The organism is Exiguobacterium sp. s39 (assembly GCF_018618925.1).
In the GTDB taxonomy this organism is placed as follows: domain Bacteria; phylum Bacillota; class Bacilli; order Exiguobacteriales; family Exiguobacteriaceae; genus Exiguobacterium_A; species Exiguobacterium_A abrahamii.
Genome location: NZ_JACSNA010000001.1, coordinates 1,248,526 through 1,274,040, shown reverse-complemented (window position 1 = coordinate 1,274,040; position 25,515 = coordinate 1,248,526). Strand labels below are relative to the sequence as shown.

General features: G+C 48.6%; 20 protein-coding genes. All 20 read left to right on the top strand.

The features are described from left to right. Positions 1 to 15 precede the first annotated feature (15 nt). The 20 genes from KNQ11_RS06775 to KNQ11_RS06675 all read left to right on the top strand — a co-directional run bounded on the left by KNQ11_RS06775 (position 16) and on the right by KNQ11_RS06675 (position 25,477). Complete coding sequence (locus KNQ11_RS06775) at positions 16 to 816, top strand: phosphatidate cytidylyltransferase (RefSeq protein ID WP_023468689.1); 801 nt, start codon at positions 16 to 18, stop codon at positions 814 to 816. A gap of 14 nt (positions 817 to 830) precedes the next feature. Further along, on the top strand, positions 831 to 1,985 hold the full coding sequence (locus KNQ11_RS06770; protein ID WP_214770679.1) for a 1-deoxy-D-xylulose-5-phosphate reductoisomerase: 1,155 nt from the start codon (positions 831 to 833) through the stop codon (positions 1,983 to 1,985). 14 nt (positions 1,986 to 1,999) lie between these two features. Continuing rightward, on the top strand, positions 2,000 to 3,241 hold the full coding sequence (gene rseP, locus KNQ11_RS06765) for an RIP metalloprotease RseP (protein WP_023468687.1): 1,242 nt from the start codon (positions 2,000 to 2,002) through the stop codon (positions 3,239 to 3,241). A 34-nt stretch (positions 3,242 to 3,275) separates the two neighbouring features. After that, complete coding sequence (locus KNQ11_RS06760; RefSeq protein ID WP_047393839.1) at positions 3,276 to 4,976, top strand: proline--tRNA ligase; 1,701 nt, start codon at positions 3,276 to 3,278, stop codon at positions 4,974 to 4,976. A 147-nt stretch (positions 4,977 to 5,123) separates the two neighbouring features. After that, positions 5,124 to 9,395: a PolC-type DNA polymerase III gene (locus tag KNQ11_RS06755; RefSeq protein ID WP_200934663.1), complete on the top strand. Its 4,272-nt coding sequence runs from the start codon at positions 5,124 to 5,126 to the stop codon at positions 9,393 to 9,395. A 129-nt stretch (positions 9,396 to 9,524) separates the two neighbouring features. Beyond that, positions 9,525 to 9,992 (top strand): ribosome maturation factor RimP, encoded by a 468-nt coding sequence (rimP, locus tag KNQ11_RS06750; protein WP_023468684.1) that lies wholly within the window; start codon positions 9,525 to 9,527, stop codon positions 9,990 to 9,992. Positions 9,993 to 10,009: 17 nt separating this feature from the next. After that, a complete protein-coding gene (gene nusA / locus KNQ11_RS06745) occupies positions 10,010 to 11,119 on the top strand; it encodes a transcription termination factor NusA (protein WP_058713731.1) in 1,110 nt (369 codons plus the stop codon). A gap of 3 nt (positions 11,120 to 11,122) precedes the next feature. After that, positions 11,123 to 11,392: an RNase P modulator RnpM gene (rnpM, locus tag KNQ11_RS06740; protein WP_023468682.1), complete on the top strand. Its 270-nt coding sequence runs from the start codon at positions 11,123 to 11,125 to the stop codon at positions 11,390 to 11,392. Beyond that, the gene (locus tag KNQ11_RS06735; RefSeq protein ID WP_023468681.1) at positions 11,385 to 11,687 is read left to right on the top strand and encodes a YlxQ family RNA-binding protein; all 303 of its coding nucleotides are present in this window, start codon (positions 11,385 to 11,387) and stop codon (positions 11,685 to 11,687) included. The genes rnpM and KNQ11_RS06735 overlap by 8 nt, the downstream gene beginning before the upstream one ends. A 15-nt stretch (positions 11,688 to 11,702) precedes the next feature. Further along, positions 11,703 to 13,874 (top strand): translation initiation factor IF-2, encoded by a 2,172-nt coding sequence (infB, locus tag KNQ11_RS06725; RefSeq protein ID WP_023468680.1) that lies wholly within the window; start codon positions 11,703 to 11,705, stop codon positions 13,872 to 13,874. 39 nt (positions 13,875 to 13,913) lie between these two features. After that, the gene (rbfA, locus tag KNQ11_RS06720; protein WP_023468679.1) at positions 13,914 to 14,255 is read left to right on the top strand and encodes a 30S ribosome-binding factor RbfA; all 342 of its coding nucleotides are present in this window, start codon (positions 13,914 to 13,916) and stop codon (positions 14,253 to 14,255) included. A 50-nt stretch (positions 14,256 to 14,305) separates the two neighbouring features. Beyond that, entirely contained in the window at positions 14,306 to 15,214 is a 909-nt protein-coding gene (gene truB, locus KNQ11_RS06715; protein ID WP_214770677.1) for a tRNA pseudouridine(55) synthase TruB, read from the top strand. Between the two features lie 16 nt (positions 15,215 to 15,230). Continuing rightward, entirely contained in the window at positions 15,231 to 16,160 is a 930-nt protein-coding gene (locus KNQ11_RS06710; RefSeq protein ID WP_214770674.1) for a bifunctional riboflavin kinase/FAD synthetase, read from the top strand. Between the two features lie 123 nt (positions 16,161 to 16,283). Further along, entirely contained in the window at positions 16,284 to 16,553 is a 270-nt protein-coding gene (rpsO, locus tag KNQ11_RS06705) for a 30S ribosomal protein S15 (protein WP_023468676.1), read from the top strand. A 138-nt stretch (positions 16,554 to 16,691) separates the two neighbouring features. Then, positions 16,692 to 18,911, top strand: coding sequence for a polyribonucleotide nucleotidyltransferase (pnp, locus tag KNQ11_RS06700; protein ID WP_023468675.1), 2,220 nt, complete (start codon positions 16,692 to 16,694; stop codon positions 18,909 to 18,911). A gap of 74 nt (positions 18,912 to 18,985) precedes the next feature. Then, on the top strand, positions 18,986 to 20,218 hold the full coding sequence (locus KNQ11_RS06695) for a M16 family metallopeptidase (RefSeq protein ID WP_214770672.1): 1,233 nt from the start codon (positions 18,986 to 18,988) through the stop codon (positions 20,216 to 20,218). A 74-nt stretch (positions 20,219 to 20,292) separates the two neighbouring features. Continuing rightward, positions 20,293 to 21,741, top strand: coding sequence for a UDP-N-acetylmuramoyl-L-alanyl-D-glutamate--2,6-diaminopimelate ligase (locus KNQ11_RS06690; protein WP_483299296.1), 1,449 nt, complete (start codon positions 20,293 to 20,295; stop codon positions 21,739 to 21,741). After that, entirely contained in the window at positions 21,738 to 22,997 is a 1,260-nt protein-coding gene (locus tag KNQ11_RS06685; protein WP_214770670.1) for a lipid II:glycine glycyltransferase FemX, read from the top strand. The genes KNQ11_RS06690 and KNQ11_RS06685 overlap by 4 nt, the downstream gene beginning before the upstream one ends. Next, a complete protein-coding gene (locus KNQ11_RS06680; protein WP_251133473.1) occupies positions 22,997 to 23,659 on the top strand; it encodes a M15 family metallopeptidase in 663 nt (220 codons plus the stop codon). The genes KNQ11_RS06685 and KNQ11_RS06680 overlap by 1 nt, the downstream gene beginning before the upstream one ends. A 153-nt stretch (positions 23,660 to 23,812) precedes the next feature. Next, positions 23,813 to 25,477, top strand: coding sequence for a ribonuclease J (locus tag KNQ11_RS06675; protein ID WP_023468670.1), 1,665 nt, complete (start codon positions 23,813 to 23,815; stop codon positions 25,475 to 25,477). Positions 25,478 to 25,515 lie beyond the last annotated feature (38 nt).

Below are 25,515 nucleotides of genomic sequence, written 5' to 3'. Positions count from 1 at the left end.
ATGAGGAACTAGCTTATGAAAACTCGGATTATCACAGGGATATGGGCAGGCGCCATCTTTTTGGCGCTTTTGTACATCGGTGGACTTCCCTTTTTAGCGTTTATGGCAGTACTAACGATTCTCGGTTATACCGAGCTTGTCCGGATGCGACAATGGAGCGGCTCGCGCATTCCACGGATTTTATTCGGGATCGGCACATTATTACCATTCGTCGGTATCTATGAAGAGGCAGTCGATCGGACACTCCCAATCGGACTTTCACCAATCGCTTGGGCAATGATCATTTTATTGATCGGTCTCTTTTGGAACGTGTTTTCGAAAAATGTCTTTACGTTCGATGATGTCGCCTTTTTACTGCTGACTGCGGTTTATGTTGGTGTCGGTTTTGCATCGTTCGCCTACATCCGTTTACTCGAACATGGATTAACGTGGTCGCTCTTGATCATTCTCTTGATCTGGTTTACGGATTCAGGGGCGTACTTCGTCGGGAAGCGATTTGGTAAGAATAAACTGTGGCCGTCAATCAGCCCGAACAAGACGATTGAAGGGGCAGTCGGTGGCGTGTTACTTGCCATCTTACTCGGTGTCGTGTTCGAAAGTATCGAACCGACAGTCGGTTTTGGGAAAGTCATTGTCCTTGCCATCATCGTTGCCGTCGTTGGGCAACTTGGTGACTTGGTCCAGTCCGCTTACAAACGCCATTATGGTGTGAAGGATTCTGGAACGTTACTACCGGGTCATGGTGGTATTCTTGATCGGTTCGACAGCATGATGATCGTCTTTACGGTCCTCGTCGTACTCGATATCTTTGCTTGAGGAGGCGCTTCATTATGAAGAAAATCAGTATCATCGGTGGAACGGGATCGATTGGTACGCAGACGCTTGATGTCATTGCGGCTAATCCAGATCTTTTTGAATTGACGAGTTTTGCATTTGGTCGCAACACGACGGTTGCTGTACCGTGGTTGAATCGTTTGCAACCGATGCTTGTCGGAGTCCAAGATGAGGCAACACGTCAAGAACTCGAGCAACAGTTAAACTATCAGCCGACGATCGTCATCGGTGAAGAAGGATTGCTTGATGTCGTAACGCATCCTGAAGTCGATACGGTCATTACAGCGGTCGTAGGAGCTGTTGGTTTACGTCCAACGCTTGCCGCGATTGAGGCGGGTAAAACGATTGGTCTTGCGAACAAAGAAACACTCGTTACGGCAGGGCACCTTGTCATGAAGCTTGCACGTGAAAAAAACGTGACGATTTTACCCGTTGATAGTGAACATGCGGCGATTTTCCAATGCTTGAACGGGGAGCGGCGAGAAGATGTGCGTCAAATCATCTTGACAGCATCAGGCGGAAGCTTCCGTGATCAATCACGTGAAGAACTGGCAGACGTGACGGTCGAACAAGCACTCGCGCATCCGAACTGGTCGATGGGAGCAAAAATCACGATTGATTCGGCGACGATGATGAACAAAGGGTTCGAAGTCATTGAAGCGCACTGGTTATTTGATGTCGACTATGCGGATATCGATGTCGTCATTCACCGTGAATCCATCATTCACTCGATGGTCGAATTTAACGATGGAGCTATCATGGCTCAGCTTGGTATGCCCGACATGCGAGAACCGATTCAGTACGCTCTTACATATCCGTCCCGCCTTGAAATCCAAGGGGGAGAACGGTTAAACTTAAAGGAAATCGGACGCTTACACTTTGCTGATGCATCATTTGATCGTTATCCGTTGTTACGACTTGCTTTTGAAGCGGGTCAAGCCGGTGGATCGATGCCATCAGTACTCAATGCTGCGAACGAACAAGCGGTGGACCGTTTCTTAAAAGGGGACATTCGCTTTTTAGAAATCGAAGCGAGCGTCGAGGCGGCGCTTCAAGCTCATGAGCTTATCGAGGAGCCTTCCTTGGATCAAATCCTTGAAGCTGATCGATGGGCGCGTGAGTTCGTATCGTCTCTTACATTCGCTAACTAAGGATGGGATAAGTAATGACGACCTTTATTTCAATCGTGCTGATGTTCGGTGTACTCGTCGCCGTCCATGAATGGGGTCATCTCGTAATGGCGAAGCGGGCAGGTATTCTCTGTCGGGAATTCGCGATTGGATTTGGACCGAAGATCTTTTCAGTGTTTAAGAATGAGACGTTGTACACGGTGCGCCTGTTGCCGATTGGCGGTTACGTCAAGATGGCGGGTGAAGAACCTGAACTCGTAGAGATCAAATCAGGTCAAACCGTCGGATTACAGTTAAAGGACGGTGTCATCGAGACGATTTATTTCGATGCAGATCAGCCACAAGTCGATCAAGTCGTTACTGTCGAGCGGATTGACTTGTTGCGTCAACTCGAACTCGTTGGGTTACAAGACGAGACATCGGTTCGATATCCTGTCTCACCGACAGCATTTCTTGTCGAAGGTCAGACACGGACACAAATTGCGCCGTATGATCGCACATTTGGTTCGAAATCCGTTTGGAAACGCGTCCTTGCGATTGCTGCAGGACCGTTCATGAACTTTGTCCTCGCGTTCGTCATTTTATTCGGTCTTGCCTTATATAATGGCTCTCCGACAGGGGAAAGCGTCATCGGAACAGTACAAAAAGGTTCACCTGCCGATCAAGCAGGACTTGTTGAAGGTGACCGGATTATCTCGGTCAACGGACAGGATACAGCAAAATGGACAGATTTACGTGCTGGATTCCAAGATCGTGCTGGGAAAGCGACAGAAGTAAAATATGAGCGTGATGGAAAAGAGACGACAACTGAGATCACGCCAAAAGTGCAACAGCAAGGGGAACAGAAGGTTGGCATCATCGGTGTCACGAATGAGACAGAAAAATCATTCGGAACAGCACTACAAACGGGCGTTTCAGAAACATGGCGGATGTCGACGCTTATCGTCGGAGCTGTTGGAGATCTCGTAACTGGTGTCGTTGGCGTCGATCAATTATCAGGACCAGTCGGGATCGTCAAAATGACCGATCAGGTCGCAGATAGTGGGTTCTCGATGCTCTTGACATGGACTGCACTGTTGTCCGTTAACTTAGCAGTCTTCAACCTATTGCCACTTCCAGCACTTGACGGAGGACGCTTGCTGTTCCTCTTCCTTGAAGCCTTACGCGGTAAACCGGTCGATCCTCAAAAAGAAGGATTGGTTCACTTCGTCGGTTTTGCGCTTTTGATGTTACTCATGCTCGTCGTTACTTGGAACGACATTCAAAAATTCTTTTAATTAATCACTCAGTCAAAGGAGTTCGTGACTCATTATGAAACAATCAAAACTATTCATGCCAACGTTGCGTGAAGTACCATCTGATGCAGAAGCCATCAGTCACCAACTCTTGCTTCGTGCAGGATTCATGCGTCAAAATGCCGCTGGAATCTATTCGTATCTCCCACTCGCAAAACGGGTTCTCGCAAACATCGAGACAATTATTCGCGAGGAATTAGAGGCAGCGGGTGCGCAAGAATTACTGATGCCAGCAATTCAACCAGCTGAACTATGGGAAGAAACAGGACGCTGGGATATCTATGGACCTGAATTAATGCGCTTGACGGATCGTCATGATCGCCGGTTCGCGCTCGGAGCGACGCACGAGGAACTGATCACTTCAATCGTTCGTGATGAATTGAACTCGTACAAAAAGTTACCGGTCAATCTCTTCCAGATTCAAATGAAATACCGTGACGAACGTCGGCCACGTTTCGGTTTATTACGTGGTCGTGAGTTCATCATGAAAGATGCATACTCGTTCCATTCGTCACAAGAGAGCTTAGACGAAGAGTATCAAAACATGTTTGATACGTATTCGCGGATTTTCACACGTGTTGGTCTAGAGTTCCGTCCAGTCGTCGCTGACTCAGGTGCAATCGGTGGTAGTGGAACACATGAGTTCCATGCGTTAGCAGCAATCGGTGAAGATACGATCGTCTACTCGGACCAATCGGATTATGCAGCGAACTTAGAGATGGCAGAGTCCATCGATGCCTATCCGAAGCAAGACAAAGCACCAGAAGCACTTGAAGAAGTGCATACGGCAGATGCGAAGACGATCGAAGCGGTCAGCGCACATCTGAATTTACCAGCAAACGAATCAATCAAGACCGTCATCTTCAAGACGGAGCAAGGGCTTGTCATGGCACTCGTCCGGGGCGATCACGAAGTCAACGATATCAAGTTGAAAAACTATCTGGGAGCACTCGACATCACGATGGCGAGCGACGAAGAGATTGAAGCAGCGCTTCACTCAACGCCTGGAACACTCGGACCGATTGGGGCAGACATGAAGATCGTCGCCGATTACGCGATTCGTGCCTTGACGAACGCTGTCTGTGGTGCAAACAAAGCGGAAACGCATTATATCCATGTCGACCCAAGTCGTGATTTCGAAGCAGACTATACAGACTTGCGCTTCGTCGAAGAAGGTGACGCGTCACCAGACGGCAACGGAAACGTTAAATTCGCACGTGGCATCGAAGTCGGTCAAGTCTTCAAACTCGGAACACGTTACTCTGAAGGAATGGGAGCGACGTTCCTCGATGAAGGCGGTAAAGCACAACCACTCATCATGGGATGTTACGGCATCGGTGTCTCGCGGACATTGTCGGCAGTCGTCGAACAGCATTACGATGAGCGCGGGATCATTTGGCCAAAAGCGATCGCACCATATGATGTCCATTTGATTGTCGTCAATGGTAAAAATGCAGAACAGCTTGAACTCGGAGAAACACTATACCGAGAGTTGACAGCTGCAGGTTTCAGCGTCCTGCTTGACGACCGAAAAGAACGAGCAGGCGTCAAATTCGCCGATGCAGATTTGATCGGTCTACCGGTTCGCTTGAACGTCGGCAAAAAAGCGGCAGAAGGAATCGTCGAATTAAAAGCCCGTCGCGGTGGCGATGCAGAAGAAATTGGACAAGAACAAGTCGTTGAGGCTGTTCGTTCACTCTATGAAGGTTTAGAATAAAGAATGGAGACGGTCACTTTTCATAAAGTGACTGTTTTCTTGTCTCACACCCATTCGCCCCTTGGGCAATCCGCAAGAGGAGGAGGAGTTGCTGTCACGGTGTGAAGCGATCAGACAGCACAATTGCGAGTGGATACACAACAACGCATGTCACTGTTGCTGAGTGACTTGGAATTACCGAACGGTATCATTGAAGAATACTTTAACGAAGCAGTTCTTGAGAAGCTTCGCGTCAATAAAGCAAAAGCAACCTGGACATTTGAGATCCGCTTGCCACACGTTTTGCCCCAAAACGTCTATCAACTCTTTACGAGTCGTTTGATAAGTCGGTATCAGCAATTCGCCGAAGTCAAAGTCATCCTATACGCGGATGGTCGACCAGACGAACGCCTATATCATGATTACTGGCCATATGTCGTGCAAGATCTCGCCGACGTTTCATCGGCGATGCGGACACAACTTGGACGGGTCTTACCGGAGTTCAAAGAACAGAAATTATTCATTCCAGTCCGGAGTGAACCGGAAGCAGGATTCTTAAAAAGTAGCTTATGTGGGGAATTGCAGTTACTTTATAGTGCTTACGGATTCCCGAAATTCAACTGTGAACCGATTGTTCAAATTAACGAATCGAAACAAGAAGCGTTGCGCAATCAGGTGAAACAGGAAGACATGGAAGAAGCAAAGCGGATGCTCGAGTTGCAATTCAAACGGGAACAATCGCGGGATGACGATGAAGGACCGGTTGAGATCCGGATCGGGAAACCAATTCAAGATGAGATTGTCCCAATCAAGACGATCCAAGACGAGGAACGACGGATCGCGATCCGAGGTCTCGTTTTCTCAGCTGAAAGTCGTGAATTACGAAGCGGAAAGACAATCTTTACGTTTAAGATGACGGATTATACGGACTCCCTTGTCGTCAAGATGTTTGCGCGTGACGAAACAGACGTCAAGATTCTCTCTGCGATCAAAAAAGGGATGTGGATCCAGGCGGCAGGCCGCGTTGAGTTCGATACATTCCTGCGCGATCTTTGTATGATGATTGCCCAACTGTCAGAAGTGAAGATGGAAGCCCCTGCTGACCCTTGGGCAGGCGAGAAGCGTGTCGAGTTACACGCGCACTCGCAAATGAGCCAGATGGACGCGGTCATGAACGTGACGAAATACGTCGAACGCGCGGCGAAATGGGGTCATCCTGCTGTTGCGATCACGGATCACGCGGGTGCCCAAAGTTTCCCGGATGCCTACTATGCCGGAAAGAAAAACGATATCAAGGTATTGTATGGAATCGAAGCGAATGTCGTCGATGACGGGGTGCAAGTCGCCTATCATCCCGTGGACCGTAACTTAGATGACGCGACATTCGTTGTCTTTGACGTCGAGACGACGGGTTTATCGGCGATGTACAACAAGATCATCGAACTTGCAGCCGTCAAGATCCACGACGGTGATATCATCGATAAGTTCGAAGCGTTCGCGGATCCGAAGCATCTATTGTCGGCGACGACGATTGATTTGACAGGAATCACCGATGATATGGTCCGGGGAAAACCAGACCCGGAACAAGTCGTCAAGGAATTCATGGACTGGGTCGGCGATTCGATTCTCGTTGCCCATAATGCCTCATTCGATATCGGATTCTTGAATGCAACACTACGATCCGGTGGACACGATGAATCGGTCTTGCCAGTCATTGATACGCTTGAGCTAGCCCGTGTCTTGATGCCGACGCTAAAAAACCACCGATTGAACACACTCGCGAAACGATTTGACATCGAATTGACGCAGCATCACCGTGCCATTTATGACGCGGAAGCGACAGGCTACTTGATGGTCAAGTTGCTGCAAATGGCGGATGAGATGTTCGACATGAAGACACACGCTTCACTCAACCGTGAGATGGGGAAAGATATCTCGCGGGCACGACCATACCACGCGACGGTCTATGCGAAGAATCGGACGGGCTTGAAGAATTTGTACCAATTGATTTCGATTGCTCATACGAAACACGTGCACCGTGTCGTCCGTACACCACGCTCGCAACTCGTCGCGCACCGAGATGGATTGATCATCGGATCAGCTTGCGATAATGGCGAAGTGTTTGATGCCGCCTTGAACAAGTCGGACGAAGATTTAGCAAAAGTGATGCAGTTCTATGATTTCATCGAGATTCAGCCACCCGCGATGTATGGTCATTTGATCGAACGGGAAATCGTTCAGAATGAACTCGAACTGCGCGAACTGATCAAAAAGATCATCCGCGTTGCGGAAGAACATGATATTTTACCAGTCGCGACAGGAAACGTGCATTACCTCGATCAACATGACGCGACGTACCGGGAGATTTTGATTCGGACGCAAGGTGGAGCAAACATGCTGAATATGCGAAAACAATTGCCACCGGCACACTTCCGGACGACGAAGGAAATGATGGACGACTTCAAGTTCCTCGGACCGGATGTGTCGGAACGTCTCGTCATCACGAACAGTCAAGCTGTCGCGGAGCAATTCGAGAACATCGACATCATTCCAAAGGATCTCTATACACCGAAGATCGAAGGGGCAGATGAAGAAGTCCGAAACTTGTCGTACGATATGGCGCACCGGATTTACGGCGACACGTTACCAGAGATCGTCGAAGCCCGCCTCGAAAAAGAGTTGAAGTCGATCATCGGTCATGGATTCGCCGTTATCTATCTGATTTCCCATAAACTCGTTAAAAAATCACTCGACGACGGCTATTTGGTCGGTTCACGGGGATCGGTCGGATCAAGTCTCGTTGCGACGATGACCGAGATCACGGAAGTCAATCCATTGCCCCCGCATTACGTCTGTCCGAATTGTAAGGAATCGGAGTTCTTCGATGACGGTTCCGTTGGTTCGGGATTCGATTTACCGGATAAGTCCTGTTCGAAATGTGATGTCCCATTGTTCAAGGATGGTCATGATATTCCTTTCGAGACGTTCCTCGGATTTAAAGGGGATAAAGTACCGGATATCGATTTGAACTTCAGTGGAGAATACCAGCCACAAGCACACGCCTATACGAAAGTCCTGTTCGGTGACGATTACGTCTATCGTGCCGGAACGATCGGAACGATCGCTGAGAAGACAGCGTATGGCTACGTCAAAGGGTATCAGTCGGAGAATGAGTTGACGTATCGGAATGCGGAAGTCGATCGTCTCGTCAGTGGTGTCACCGGTGTCAAACGGACGACCGGACAACACCCGGGTGGGATCATCGTCGTACCGGACTATATGGATATTTACGATATTAGTCCGATTCAGTATCCGGCAGACGATATGGGTTCTGAATGGAAGACGACACACTTTGACTTTCACTCGATTCACGATAACTTACTCAAACTCGATATCCTCGGTCACGATGACCCGACAATGATCCGGATGCTACAAGATCTGTCAGGACGAGATCCGAAGACGATTCCGGTCGATGACCCGGAAGTCATGAAAATCTTCAGTTCGACGGAATCGATCGGTGTAACGCCGGAACAGATTGATTCAAAAACAGGGACGCTCGGCATTCCGGAGTTCGGGACAAAGTTCGTTCGCCAAATGTTAGAGGAGACGAAACCGACGACGTTCTCAGAGCTCGTTCAGATTTCAGGACTCTCGCACGGAACGGATGTCTGGCTTGGAAACGCCAGCGAATTGATCTACAACGGAACGTGTGAACTAAAAGATGTCATCGGTTGTCGAGATGACATCATGGTCTACTTGATCTACGCCGGTCTTGAACCGTCACTTGCCTTTAAAATCATGGAGTCGGTCCGTAAAGGGAAAGGACTCTCGATTGACATGGAAGAGGCGATGATCGAGAACGATGTGCCACTCTGGTATATCGATTCTTGTAAGAAAATCAAGTACATGTTCCCGAAAGCCCATGCTGCTGCCTACGTCTTGATGGCTGTCCGGATTGCCTATTATAAAGTCCATCATCCGATGTATTACTACGCTTCGTACTTTACGGTACGTGCGGGTGACTTTGATATCGGCGCGATGAATAAGGGATCTGCTGCCGTTCGGAAAGTCTTGCAAGACATCAAGGACAAAGGTTTCGAAGCGACGGCGAAGGATAAGGGATTGTACACGGTTCTTGAAATCGCGCTTGAGATGATCGAACGCGGCTTTACGTTCCAAAAGGTCGATCTCTATCGCTCGAGTGCAACGGAATTCCTCATTGACGGGGATACGTTGTTACCACCGTTTAATGCCGTGACAGGTCTCGGGACGAATGCTGCGAAGCAAATCGTCGAAGCACGTAAAGGCGGCGAATTCCTCTCGAAGGAAGACCTCCAAAAACGCGCTAAATTGTCGAAATCGATCATCGAGACGCTCGATAACCTAGGCTGTCTCGAAGGGTTACCAGACGAGAATCAGCTCTCCTTGTTCGACTTGTAAGCCCTTAGGAACACTTGCTTTGAGCGCTTTCCTATGCTATATTGAGTGAGGAAATGTTTTTTATACTACGACTTGGAAGGAGTAGGGGGACCTGCTCCTTTCTTGTTTGTTTTTTGAAGGAGGATGAAGATGACGAACGTAACGGAAAAGGTCGAAGCGCTCGCAAAACCAATCGTCGAACGAGAGGGGATGGAGCTAGTCGACGTTGAATTCGTCAAAGAAGGGGCGGATTGGTTCCTACGTGTCTCCATCGACAAAGAGGGTGGCGTAGATCTTGAAGACTGCGTCAAAATCAATGAACAGTTATCGGAAGCATTGAATGACAATGATCCGATCGACGAGCCGTATTACCTCGACGTCGCTAGTCCAGGAGCGGAACGTCCACTGAAGAAAGACGAGGACTTCGAAAAGGCGATTGGGAAACATGTGTACATCAAAACGCACGATCCAGTAAAGAATGCGGTTGAATTCGAAGGAACGTTGCTCGCGTACACACCTGAGATGCTTGAAATCGAAGTGCGTGTCAAAACAAGAAAATTGAAAATTGAGATACCGGTCGACAAGATTTCACTTGCGCGACTTGCGGTAATGTTCTGACGGAAAGGAAGAGAACGATGGGACCACAGTTACTCGAGGCGATCAATCAAATCGCGAAAGAGAAGGAAATTGACAAGAACATCATCATCGATGCGCTCGAACAGGCATTGATTTCAGCGTACCGACGCAACTTCGGAAAAGAATCGGAGGCTGTAAAGGTCGAATTCGACCAGCAGACAGGAGACATCCGTGTCTTCGCGCTTAAGGAAGTCGTCGAACGATTGACACAACCAGAAGAGCAACTTTCGCTTGAAGAAGCGCACGAGATCGATCCGACATATGAACTCGGCGATTTCCATAAAGTCGAAGTGACGCCAGGCGACTTCGGTCGTGTTGCAGCACAAACGGCGAAACAGATCGTCACACAAAAAATGCGTGAAGCAGAACGCGAACGCATCTACAATCATTTCGCGGATCGTGAAGACGAGATCATGACAGGTATCGTCGAGCGTCAAGATGCACGCAACTTGTACGTCAACCTAGAAGGTATCGAAGCTGTCTTGACGACACACGAGCAAATGCCGAACGAGCGTTTCGGGATTCGTGATCGCATCAAGGTGTACGTCACGAAAGTTGATCCAATGGTCAAAGGATCAGGGGCATCGATTCTTGTATCACGGACACATCCAGGTCTCTTAAAACGTCTCTTTGAAATCGAAGTACCAGAGATTTCAAGTGGCGAAGTCGAAGTCAAGTCTGTGGCGCGTGAAGCGGGCGACCGTTCGAAAATCGCAGTCGCGGCGGATGACATCGATCCAGTCGGTGCATGTGTCGGACAAAAAGGGGCGCGTGTTCAACGCATCGTCAATGATTTAAACGGGGAAAAAATCGATATCGTCCGTTACTCGGATGATCCGAAAGAATATGTCGCGAACGCGCTTAGCCCAGCTCAAGTCGTTGCGGTCTATGTCAACGAACCAGCGAAAGCGACAATCGTCGTCGTTCCGGATTTCCAATTGTCGCTTGCAATCGGGAAACGTGGTCAAAACGCGCGTCTCGCAGCGAAATTGACAGGATGGAAAATCGACATCAAGAGCGAGTCTGAAGCGGAAGCGATGGATCTCGAAGATGTCTTCGCGACGGAAGAGCCGGTAGTAGAAGCGGTCCAAGTCGAAGGCGAGGAATAATTCGTGCAAAAAAAGGTACCATTACGTAAGTGTGTCATCACACAAGAAATGAAACCGAAAAAAGAATTAATTCGTGTCGTCCGGACACCTGAACAAGAGGTCGTCATCGATTTAAATGGTAAGATGAATGGGCGAGGTGCCTATTTATCGAAAGATGCGGCAGTCATTGCGACGGCGAAGAAAAAACGGACGCTTGATCATCATTTGAAGGTCAAGACGACAGATGCCTTATACGATGAATTGCTTGAAATCGCGGGAGGTACAAATGAGTAAATGGGAATCCCTTCTCGGTCTCGCGAATCGAGCTAGAAAAGTGACGACGGGAGAAGAACTCGTACTGAAAGAAGTACGAGGAGGACAAGCGAAGCTTGTTCTTTTAGCAGCAGATGCGGGGGCTGCCACGCGTAAGAAAGTCACAGATAAATGTACGAGTTATCAGGTTCCTTACCTAGAAGTCGCCGACCGGACGATTCTCGGTCAAGCATTAGGAAAGGATGCGCGTGTTGTCGTGTCAGTCAATGAAGCCGGATTTGCGAAAAAGCTAACTGAACTCCTCTCGAACGACTAATTGGAGGTGGATCCTTTGGGTAAACGTGTATACGAATTCGCCAAGGAACAAAACGTAACAAGTAAGCAGGTCATCACCCAGCTCGAAAAGCTGGAGAAACCAGTCAAGAATCATATGGCAGTATTAGATGAACAGACAGTACAGCAACTCGATCAAGTATTTAATCCCGAAAAATATCGGGCTCAAAAGACGGAGGCTCCAAAACAAGTGAAATCAGATAATAAACCGAACCGACCAGGAAGTACAAACAAACCAGCAGGTAACCAATCACGTAACAGCAAAGGCGGACGCCCAGAATTCGGCAACCGTAACAACCGTGGCGGCAAACGTCGTCCGAACCAAAAGAAAGCAGAACCACGCAAACTTGAAGTAGCGGATCCGAACTCGAAGTCGAGTCAACGGAAAGCAGCTCGCCGAGCGCAAGAAGAGGCGATGGCAAACGTCGTTCAATACTCTGACAACTTGACAGTCGGTGAACTCGCTGAAAAAATGGCGAAAAAACCGAATGAACTGATCATGAAATTGATGGGTCTCGGTGTCATGGCGACGATCAACCAAGATCTTGATGACGAGACAGTCGAACTGCTCGCGACAGAGTTTGGTTTTGAAGTCGAAAAGACTGTCCAAGTCGATGAGACGGACTTTGATCAATACGAATTGAACCTTGACCAGTACGAATTGTCTGAGCGTCCACCGGTCGTTACGATCATGGGACACGTCGACCACGGTAAAACGACATTGCTCGATTCGATCCGTAACACGAAGGTCACTGCAGGCGAAGCCGGCGGGATCACGCAGCACATCGGTGCTTACCAAGTTGAGATCGACGGCAAGAAGATCACGTTCCTTGATACACCAGGTCACGCGGCGTTCACGACGATGCGTGCACGTGGAGCAGATGTTACGGATATCGCGATCATCGTCGTTGCAGCCGATGACGGTGTCATGCCGCAGACGGAAGAAGCGATCAGCCACGCGAAAGCAGCTGGCGTTCCAATCATCGTCGCTGTCAACAAGATGGATAAAGAGGGTGCGAACCCTGACCGTGTCAAACAAGAATTGACAGAGTTCGAACTCGTTGCAGAGGACTGGGGCGGCGATACGATCTTCGTACCGGTTTCAGCTCTTAAAGGAGACGGCATCGACGAATTGCTCGAGATGATCCTTCTCGTCTCAGAAGTTCAAGAATACAAATCAACACCAGACATGAACGGTCGCGGAACAGTCATCGAGGCGAAACTCGATAAAGGACGCGGTCCAGTCGCTACACTTCTCGTTCAACACGGAACACTTCGCGTTGGTGACCCGATCGTTGTCGGTCACACGTTCGGTCGTATCCGGGCAATGGTCAACGATATCGGTCGTCGTGTCAAAGAAGTCGGACCATCGACGCCAATCGAAATCACAGGTCTAAACGATGTCCCGAAAGCGGGCGATCAATTCTTCGCATTCGAAGATGAGAAAAAAGCACGCCAAATCGGTGAAGCACGTTACCAACGTGAAATCGAAGCACAACGTCGCGATTCAGCGAAAGTTAGCTTAGAAGATCTCTTCGACCGCATCAAAGAAGGAGAAGTCAAGGACCTCAACATCATCATCAAAGGTGATGTCCAAGGTTCAGTTGAAGCCTTAGCCGGTTCATTGAAGAAAATTGATGTCGAAGGTGTTAAAATTAACATCGTACACTCAGGTGTTGGTGCGATCACGGAAGGTGACGTCATCCTCGCCTCGGCAGCAAATGCGATCATCATCGGATTCAACGTTCGTCCGGATGGTAACGCGAAATCAATGGCGGATCAGGAGAAGGTTGAAATTCGTCTTCACCGGATCATCTATAACGCGATTGAAGAAATCGAGCAAGCGATGAAAGGTCTCCTTGATCCTGAATTCGTCGAGAAAATCATCGGTCAAGCTGAAGTCCGCGATGTCATCAAAGTATCGAAAGTCGGTACGATCGCGGGTGGATATGTCACGGAAGGTAAGTTAACGCGTGATGCAGGTGTCCGTGTCGTTCGTGACAGCATTGTCATCTACGAAGGAAAACTCGATACACTTCGCCGCTTCAAAGATGATGTCAAAGAAGTCGCTGCTGGTTACGAGTGTGGTATTAAGATCGAACGTTATGATGACGTAAAAGTCGATGATGTCATCGAAGCGTTCATCATGGAAGAAGTCAAACGGAAGTAACAGAACGGAATCCATTCTTCCGAACTGGAGGGAACAAACATGAGTTTACGCTCGAATCGTGTCGCCGAACAGGTGCGTAAGGAAATTACGCAACTGCTCATCAAGGATGTCAAGGATCCACGCGTCAAGCCGATTACCGTCACAGGTGTCGAAGTGACAGGAGACTTGCAACAAGCGACGATCTTCTATTCAGTCCTCGGTGACGAAAAAGCACGTGAGGATGCGCGCATCGGTCTTGAAAAATCAAAAGGCTTCATGCGTAAGGAAATCGGATCGCGGATTCGTCTGCGGAAAACACCTGAACTATTGTTCGAGGTCGATTCTTCTGTCGAATACGGATCACGCATTGATGAGTTGCTTCGGAATTTGAACAAAGATTAACACCTAAGGCAACCACGCGTGTGGTTGCCTTTTTTCAAGGAGGACATCACGTGGAACCCATCGGAGTATTACCACTAGATAAACCAGCCGGCATGACGAGTCATGATTGTGTCTTTCGTCTACGTCGCTTGTTTCAGACGAAAAAAGTCGGACATACAGGGACGCTTGACCCGGAAGTAACAGGTGTCTTACCGATTTGTCTCGGTCGAGCGACGAAACTTGCCCGTTTCATCACGGATGAAGGAAAACGTTACGCGGCGGAAGTGACGATCGGTTTTGCAACGACTACAGAAGATGCACACGGAGAGATCGTTCGTGAAACACCGGTCGAACCCGAAAGTATTACTGAAACGGCAATCGCTGATATTCTGAGCGCCTTGACAGGAGAGATCGAACAGACGCCACCGTATTATTCAGCAGTCAAAGTGAACGGGAAGAAACTATACGAATATGCACGAAAAGGGATTGAAGTCGAGCGACCGACACGGATCGTCCGTATCGATCGATTGGAACGGACATCAGACCTCGTGTTCGAAGATGGTCTTTGTCGCTTCCGCCTCGATATCGCATGTGGAAAAGGGACCTATATCCGGACACTAGCAGTCGAAATCGGAGAACGACTCGGTTATGCCGCACACATGAGCGACTTACGCCGGACAGGTTCTGGTGCGATTGCTGAGACGGACATCGTCACACTCGAGACACTCGAATCGTATGAGACAGTCGAAGAACGGATGCAACACGTCCTTCCGATCGAACACGTCATCCAAAAATGGCCACGATTGACGGTTGACGCAGCAACAGCGCAGCGTGTCTTAAATGGAGCCAAGCTGACGAGCATTCCAGTCGAATTCGAGCTGTTTACTGTCTATAATGAAGAAGACGTACCTTTAGCGTTATATCGACGTCTTCCAGAAGAACAGGTAGCACGCGTCGAGGTCATGCTACAAATCGATTAAGATCGGAGAGAGCATCATGGACATCATACATTTGACATATCCGGAACAGCCTCAAAAAGACCCTGCTGTCATCGCGCTCGGCTTTTTTGACGGTGTACATCTCGGACATCAGCAAGTCATCGCAGCAGCACGGAAAGAAGCGGAGGCTCGTCGCCTTCCTTTGGCTGTCATGACCTTTGATCCACATCCGAAACAAGTACTTGGTAAAGGGGATGAACCGGTCCGCTACATCACGCCGCTTGAACGAAAATTAGAGAAAATCGAACGTCTTGGTGTCGCTCGTGTTTACGTCATTGAGTTCACGATTCCTTTCTCGGAATTGTCACCACAAGCTTTCGTCGATGAATATCTGATTGCGTCTGGAGCAGAGCACGTCGTCGCTGGATTTGATTATTCCTACGGTCGCTTCGGAGCCGGAAAAATGACGACGCTTGATTTTCATAGTCGGAGCACGTTCACGCACACCGTTGTAGCAGAGTTCCAAGAAGAAGCAGAAAAAATCAGCTCAACCCGGATTCGTCGTTTACTTGCTGCAGGAGAAGTCGAACCGGCTGCACGTTTGCTTGGAGAACCTTACCAAATCAAAGGCACGATCATTCACGGTGACGCACGCGGTCGACAAATTGGCTTCCCGACAGCCAACATGCGTCCGGAATTTTCTTACGTCATTCCGAAACTTGGTGTGTATGCGACATTCGTTCGCTTAGCGGACGGTCGTCGTTTCAAAGCGATGACGAACGTCGGCAGACGCCCGACGTTCTATGAGACAGGAGAGGTCAGTATCGAGACGCATCTTCTTGACTTTGATGAGGATCTTTACGGTCAAGAATTGACGCTTGAATGGATCGCTTACTTACGCGATGAAAAAGCCTTCAATGGTATCGATCAATTGAAAGAACAATTGGCGCGGGACCGTGAAGAGGCAAATGCACGATTAAGCGTTTGACAGTACGGACAGGGTTCGTTATGATAGGTCAGTACGATCACGTACAGCCGATTCGCTTGGCATCTGGTCTCACCATCCGATGCTCGGGAATACGGTCATTCATAAGATGGAGGTGGAGTGACAATGGCACTCACAAAAGAACGTAAAAACGAAATCATCGAAGCATATGCTACGAAACAAGGCGATACTGGTTCGCCGGAAGTACAAGTTGCTGTTTTAACTGAACAGATTACAACTTTGAACGATCACTTACGTACACACAAAAAGGATCACCACTCACGTCGTGGTCTCTTGAAAATGGTCGGTCGTCGCCGTAACTTGCTCACATACCTTCGTAACAAGGATGTTGCACGTTACCGTTCGTTGATCGAGCGTCTTGGTCTCCGTCGCTAATCCCGACGAGAACGAGGTAGGGAAGCAGGAGCATCGTCTCCTGTTTCTTTTTTTTGCCGATTCATGGACTTTTTGCGCAAGAACCTACATAATTAGATTTGAATGAAAAAACGGATAGCAGTGAGAGGAGATTTGTGCATGTCACAAACAAAACAGACGTTTTCGACCGAACTCGGTGGACGTCCATTAACGATTGAAATCGGTCAATTAGCAAAACAAGCGAACGGAGCAGCATTGATTCGTTACGGCGATACAGCCGTTCTTGCTACGGTCGTTGCATCAAAACAACCGAAGGACTTAGATTTCTTCCCATTAACAGTGAACTATGAAGAAAAATTATATGCGGCAGGGAAAATCCCAGGTGGATTCCTCAAACGTGAAGGACGCCCTGGAGAGAGCGCGATCTTGACTTCGCGTCTGATCGACCGTCCGATCCGTCCACTATTCCCGGACGGTTTCCGTCACGACGTTCAAGTCGCGACGACGGTTCTTTCGTCAGATGCTGACAATTCACCAGAAGTCGCTGCGATGATCGGAGCTTCGATTGCGCTTTCGATCTCGGATATTCCATTCGACGGTCCAATCGCAGGCGTGACGATCGGTCGCGTCGACGGAGAGTTCGTCGTGAACCCGACTTCAGCGCAAATGGAAGTCAGCGACATCGACCTTCAAGTTGCCGGGACAAAACATGCCGTCAACATGGTTGAAGCAGGTGCGAAGGAAGTATCGGAGCAAGCAATGCTTGAAGCGATCTTGCTCGGACACGATGTCATCAAGGAAATGATCGCGTTCCAAGAAGAAATCGTTGCACAAGTCGGTAAAGAGAAGTTCGACTACACGGTATCAAGCTTCGATGAGACAATCGTCAATCGCCTGAAAGCAGAAGCATTGGCAGAAGTCACACAAGCAGTTCAAGTCGAAGAAAAACAAGCACGTGACGTTGCCATCAACGAAGTCATCGCAAAATACATCGAGTTGTATGCAGCTGACGAGTCAGTCACAGCAGAGCAACTGGCAGAAGTATCAGGCGTTCTCAACAAGTTCGTCAAAGACGAAGTCCGTCGTCTCATCACGGAAGACAAAGTCCGTCCAGATGGTCGTGGTCTTGCTGAAATCCGTCCACTCGATTCAGAAGTCGGTCTCTTACCACGTGCACACGGTTCAGGTTTGTTCACTCGCGGTCAGACGCAAGTCTTGTCTGTTGCGACACTCGGTGTTGCGGGTGACGCTCAAATCATCGATGGTCTTGGTCTGAAGGAAGAGAAACGTTTCATGCACCACTATAACTTCCCGCCATTCTCAGTCGGAGAAGCACGTCCGATGCGTGCACCAGGTCGTCGTGAAATCGGTCACGGGGCACTTGGAGAACGCGCACTCTTACCAGTTCTTCCGAATGAAGTCGATTTCCCGTACACGATTCGTCTCGTGTCGGAAGTCCTTGAGTCGAACGGTTCTTCATCACAGGCTTCAATCTGTGGTTCGATCCTTGCCATGATGGATGCTGGTGTTCCACTCAAAGCACCTGTCGCTGGTATTGCGATGGGCTTGATCATGGAAGGCGACAATTACTCGATCTTGACAGATATCCAAGGGATGGAAGATCATCTCGGAGATATGGACTTCAAAGTCGCTGGAACTCACGAAGGTGTCACAGCTCTGCAAATGGATATGAAAATTGGCGGGATCACGCGTCAAATCCTCGAAGAAGCACTCGAACAAGCACGTCTTGGTCGTTTGCACATTCTTGAGCATATGCAAACGGTCATCGCTGAACCACGTGTCGAATTGTCACAATACGCACCAAAAATCGTCACACTCAAAATCAATCCAGATAAAATCCGTGATGTCATCGGACCTGGTGGTAAAGTCATCAACGGTATCATCGATGAGACAGGCGTCAAGATCGACATCGATCAAGACGGAACAGTCTTCATCGCATCGACGGATCAAGCTGGCATCGATCGTGCCCGTCAATTGGTCGAAGATATCGTCCGTGAAGTCGTCGTCGGAGAAGAGTTCGATGGAACAGTTCGTCGTGTTGAGAAATTCGGTGCATTCGTCGAATTGTTCAAAGGAAAAGACGCACTCGTCCACATTTCGGAACTCGCACTTAACCGTGTCGGTCAAACGGAAGATGTCGTCAAACTTGGAGATAAGCTAAAAGTCCGTGTCACAGAAATCGATGACAAGGGACGCGTCAACGCCTCGCACAAAGTCCTGCTCGTCGAAGGCTTAAGCGAAGAAGATCGTGCAGCGTATGAAGAAAAGAAAAAGACAGAGCGTGAGAACCGCCCGCCACGCCGGGATCAGGGTTCACGCCCACCACGTGACGGACAACGTCCACCACGTCGTAACTAATGAATCCAAGGTGGCTCGACGGTGCAGAGAATGCAACGAGAGCCACCTTGTTTCCTATATTTGGAGGAATTACTATGATCGAACGGATACAATTAGACAACGGAGTTCGACTGATCGTTGAACGAATGCCGGAAGCACGCAGCGTCGCGACCGGAATCTTCATTCAAGCAGGAAGCCGGACGGAACAGATCGAGGAGCATGGGATCAGTCATCTCATCGAGCATATGATGTTTAAAGGAACAAAACGCCATACGGCAAAAGAGATTGCGGTTTATTTTGATCGACTTGGTGGAAATATTAATGCGTTCACGAGTAAGGATCAAACGTGTTATTACGTCAAGACATTAGATGAACATGCAGGAGAAGCCTTTCACGTGTTGGCGGATATGTTCCTCGAATCGACGTTTGACGCGGATGAACTGGAAAAAGAGAAAAAGGTCGTCATTGAAGAGATTAAAATGTACGATGACACACCAGATGATCTCGTCCATGAGTTATTAGCTGTTGCGGCTTACGGAGAGGATGTCATGGCTCGTCCGATTCTTGGAACGGAAGAGAGTGTGCTTCGGATTGATCGAGCGATGATCGGGCGGTATCTCGAAGAAGCGTATGCTCCGGATCAAATCGTCATTTCTGTTGCCGGAAACGTCTCAGACGCGTTGATTGCGCAGATTCAAGAGAGGATGTCGATCCTCGAATCACGATCGAAGACACGCGAGACGATAGAGCCAAGGTTACAAAATGGTGTGATTCGCAAGGAAAAGGATACGGAACAGGCTCATATTTGTTATAATTTCCGTGCGATTCCTTCTGCTGACCCACGTTTGCCTGCCCTCGCCTTACTCAATAATGCATTCGGTGCGACGATGTCGAGTCGCTTGTTCCAATCAATCCGAGAGGAACGCGGTCTTGCCTATTCAGTCTTTTCCTATTACACGACGTTTGACGATCATGGAACGTTCACGATCTATGTCGGCACGTCTCCGGAATCGGTCGAAGAGGTCAAACAGGTCCTCGCTGCTGAAATTGATCGCTTGAAGCGGGATGGATTATCGACGAAGGAACTCGAAGATGGGATTGAACAGCTGAAAGGTTCTCTGATTCTAGGCAACGAAGGCACATCGAGTCACATGAATCGAAATGCCCGAAATGAGTTGCATCTACATCGCCATCCATCACTTGAAGAAGTGTTAGCGGATGTCGAACGGATTCGTCCATCGGATATCGAAGGGCTGATTGAGCACATCTTTTCGGAGGAACCGGCAAAGGCCTATATTCTTCCGGCAGACGAAGAAGAGGAAGCATGATAGCAGAACGGAATAGATGAAACATATGAAATGACGATGTCGAGAAAGAAGGAATACCGTTGAATTTAGCTGAATTGATTCAAGTCATACAGACGCAAAAAATCGAACGAATGGTAGAAGTGGACGTTACGTCCATTACGACCGATTCACGGGATGTTAAACCGGGAACATTGTTCGTCGCCATCAAAGGATATACTGTTGATGGACACGACTATGCTAAACAGGCGGAAGCACAAGGAGCGGTCGCAATCGTCGCGGAACAACCGGTCGACGTGTCGATTCCTGTCATTCTTGTTCGTAGTACATCACGTGCCATTGCCGAGTTGGCTGGCAAATTCTATGATTATCCTTCTGAAAAGATGCGGATGATTGGTATTACGGGAACGAATGGGAAAACGACGACGACGACGATCGTCCGTGATATATTAGCGCATCTTGGTCGGAAGACGGGTATCATCGGTACGGTTGAAGTCAAGATTGGTGACCGCGTCGTGCCAAGTCGCAATACGACACCACAAAGCTCCGAGTTACAAGCATTTCTGCATCAGATGCATGAAGAAGATGTCCAAGATGTCATCATGGAAGTTTCTTCACATGGATTAGAGCTTGGTCGGGTAACGGGTGTCGATTACGACGTTGCGGGATTCACAAATCTGACGCATGATCACCTTGATTTCCACAAAACATTTGAAAACTATGCGCGTGCCAAAGGATTGTTGTTCGCACAACTCGGTCAACGGCTGTCGACAGAGAAAGTTGCGGTCTTGAATGCGGATGATCCGACGAGTGAGCTGTATGAGATGATGACAGGTGCTCGTGTCATGACATACGGCATCGACAACGCAGCTGACCTCCGAGCAACAGCGATTGAACAGTCGCTTCAACAAACGACGTTCACGATGCTGTACAAGGAAGAACAAGTCGATGTCACGGCGAATTTCATCGGTCGCTTCAACGTCTATAATCTGTTGCTTGCGACAGGGATCCTCTTGTCTTGCGGATATGATCTAGCGACGATCGCAGGCGCGATTTCAGCAATCCGTCCGGCAAAAGGTCGGATGCAACGCTTGCCGATTGAAGGATATAACGTGTATGTCGACTATGCGCACACGCCTGATGGCATCGAACAGTGTCTGAAAGCACTCGTTGACGTACCGAAGGAAAAGATCGTCTTCCTGATCGGGACAGGTGGAAATCGCGATGTGACGAAACGACCAAAAATGGGCGAACTCGCTTCGACGTACGCAGGAACCGTTGTCATCACAACGGATGATCCACGATATGAAGCATATGATTCGATTACATCCGGTATCGCCAAAGGGATGACCCACGATCAGTTCGTTGAAATCGGTGATCGAGAAGAGGCTGTGCGTTACGCAGCACGACTCGCACGACCAGATAATATCGTCATCTTAGCCGGTAAGGGCCATGAAAAATATCAAATCATTGGGGATGAGAAATTCCCGCTCGATGAGGAAATCATCGTCAAAGAGATGATACGGCAAATGGAGGAACAGAAGTGACTTATCAACCAATCGTTGTAACCATAGATCAATTTGAAACATTCGTAAAAACACATCCCAAAGGTGATTTACTCCAGCTTCCGGCATGGGGAGAAGTCAAAAGCGCGACAGGATGGACACATGAACGTATCGCGGTCGGAACGGCTTCCGGTGAGATTGCCGGAGTTGGTCTTCTTTTGTTCAAGAAAGTACCGAAGCTACCGTTCACGCTTTGTTATGCACCGCGCGGTTTCGTCGTCGATTATACAGATACGGACGCACTTCGCGCCCTTCGTGACGAAGCGATTCGTGTCGCAAAACAACAGAAGGCAATTGCGATTAAATTTGATCCAAACGTCGAGCGGGAAGAATATCCTGGTCTGTTGCAGGAGATGCAAGGACTCGGATTCAAACATAACGGCTTCGGTGGCGGTTTTGACTATGCGCAACCACGCTTTACGATGGAGACGAGTCTTGTAGGGACAGAAAAAGAGATCTTCGACGGTTTCCATTCGAAGTTCCGCTACAACGTCCGCCTTGCTGAACGCAAAGGGATCGTATGCGAACAAGCGGATCGTGAAGGGCTAAAGACATTCGCAAAGCTGATGGTCGAGACGGGCGAAAGGGATGGTTTTTCAATCCGCGGTCTGGATTATTTCGAAAATCTGTACGATCATCTTCACCCAAAAGGTGATGCAGTCTTGTTTTTGACGAAACTCGATGTCGTTCGTGCGCTTGAGAATACAGAAGCCTTATTACTTCAAGCTGACAAGGAACTCTCGAAAATTCATCGTCAGCTCGAGAAAGAGACGGCCGAGAAGAAGCTAAAAAGCTTAAACAATCGCTTGGAGCAGACGACAGCACAAATCGAAAAAGCAGAGAAGTCGAAGACAGAACTGATGACGATTGCTGCTAAACATCCAAACGGTATCATCCTGTCTGGTGGTCTTTTGACGCTTGCTGGTCGTCGCTCGTATTACTTATACGGCGCTTCATCGAACGAGTACCGGGAGTTCATGCCGAACCACTTGATGCAATGGACGATGATGCAATATGCGAAAGAACATGGTGCGCTCTCCTATGACTTCGGTGGAGTTAGTGGTTCGACAGACCCGGATGATCATTACGCGGGACTCTACGCCTTTAAATCTGGTTGGGGCAGCCGGATGATTGAAAAAATCGGTGAGTTCGATTATGTACTCAATCGTCCGCTCTATCTGTTGCTTGAGACTGGGTTACCGATTCTACAAAAACTTCGGAAGAAGCTTCGCCGCTGATGAAACGGGGAACAATCTTCGGTTGGATCGTATTTTTATTGACGATGTTTGCGATTGGATTGTTTCTTGCGGCATCCATGAATCGGATGCCGACGATTTTAATGGATCAACCGGAGCTCGGGATTGATAGTTGTCCACGAGACGTAGCGGGAGAAGATCGCTTAATCAATGCAAGCGAGACGAACCTGAAGCGTCTCCACCCAGCTGTCGAAGCGGGGGCAAAGGATCTGATCCGTGTGGCGCATTCTTGCTACAATATCGATATCAAGATTACGCAAGGATACCGCTCGATTCAGCAACAGAATGCGCTTTATGAACAAGGACGTTCTAAGGCAGGTGAAGTCGTCACGAATGCACGTGGTGGTGAATCGATGCATAATTATGGACTCGCTGTCGATTTCGTTCAGCTCGTGAATGGCCAGATTTCATATGATCTTGAGTATGACGGGAATCAGTCAGGGAAAAGTGATTGGCGCGAAGTCGCGGATATCGGAAAAGCGCTCGGTTTCGAATGGGGAGGCGATTGGAAACGATTCGTCGACTATCCTCATTTTGAGATGACGTTCGGATATTCGCTCGACGAACTGAAGGCTGGTGAACGTCCAAGCCGTTCGGAAAAAGCGAAACGAACGGAAGAGGTCGAAGATTTGTTGAATACGTGATCAACGTCATTCCTGGAGTAATGTGGCAGGAATGACGTTTTTTTTAGATTTCCTAGTCCGATTGTTGGCAGATTGTGAAAATTCGGCTAGAATAGTGATAGTGATAAGTGGACGGCTCACGAAAAGTGAATATGAATTATAGGAGGTCATGTTGTGTCAAAGAAGAAGACGGAAAAAGTAAGCGTCTTTGCTCTTGGTGGCGCCGGTGAGATCGGGAAGAACATGTACGTCGTCGAACTCGACGAGGACATCTTCGTCATCGATGCCGGATTAATGTTCCCAGGAGACGAGATGCTTGGAATCGATAAAGTCATTCCAGACATCAGTTATTTAAAAGAAAACAAAGAGCGGATTCAGGGGATTTTCATTACCCATGGTCACGAGGATCATATCGGGGCACTCAGTTACGTCTTGCGTGACTTAAAAGTACCGGTTTACGGAACACGTTTGACGCTCGGTTTGATTGAACACAAATTAAAAGAAGCCGGTTTATTGAAAAAGGCAGATCTTCGTCCAATTGATGCCAAGACGAAATTAACCGTTGCAGGTCATTTTATTACGTTCTTCCGGGTCAACCACTCGATTCCGGATGCAGTCGGGGTATGTATTCAAACATCTCAAGGTGCGATCGTCCATACAGGGGATTTCAAATTCGATTACACACCAGTTGATGGAAAACAGGCGGATTTCGGGAAGATTGCAGCAATTGGTCAACGGGGAGTGCTTTGCTTACTGTCTGACTCAACGAATGCAGAGCGACCAGGGATGTCTGGATCAGAATCGATCGTCGGTTCTGAACTGAACGACGTCATCTATGAGGCACCAGGTCGTGTCATCGTCGCTTCATTCGCTTCGAACATTCATCGTCTACAACAAGTGTTTGCGGCAGCAGAAGCGAACAATCGAAAAGTAGCGGTCGTTGGTCGTAGCATGGTCAATAACGTCGAAGTGGCACAGCGTCTGAATTACTTACGCTTCAAACAGAAAACATTGATTGATCTATCTGACATCAACCGCCTCGACGATAACCAAGTCGTCATCTTGACGACAGGATCGCAAGGTGAGCCGATGGCAGCCTTGACACGAATGGCGCGTAACGCACATAAGCAAGTCAATATTCGCTTGAACGATACGGTCGTCGTTGCGGCTTCGCCGATTCCAGGTAACGAAAAGTCGGTTTCGAAAACGATCGATCTCTTATTCCGTGCTGGTGCGAATGTCATTTACAACCAACGGAAAGTACACGTGTCCGGTCACGGTCATGCGGAAGATCTGAAGCTGATGCTCAACTTGATCAAACCGAAATTCTTCCTACCGATTCACGGAGAATTCCGGATGCAAAAGGCACACAGTCGTCTCGCACAGACGGTTGGCGTCAATGCGAACAACATCTTCATCATCGAGAATGGGGATGTCGTTGAGTTCGAGAAGCGCAAAGCACGGATGTCACGCAAAGTGAACGCTGGAAACGTCTTGATTGACGGAATCGGTGTGGGTGATGTCGGAAACATCGTTCTTCGTGATCGTCGCTTGTTATCGCAAGACGGTGTCGTCCTTTGTGTCATTACGATCAGCCGGAAAAACAAAACGATCGTCTCGGGACCGGAAATCATCTCTCGCGGATTCGTCTACATGCGTGAATCAGAGGATATGATCAACGAAGCGAACCGAATCGTTGCGAAACAACTACAAGGTAAATTAAACGGAGAATTGGATTGGACGGAGATGAAGTCGTTGATTCGAGATAAACTGAGTGCTTATCTCTATGAACAGACGAAACGCCGCCCGATGATTCTTCCGATCATCATGGAGATTTAACAAACGAGCGGCTCAGATTGACCAATACCTGGTCCACT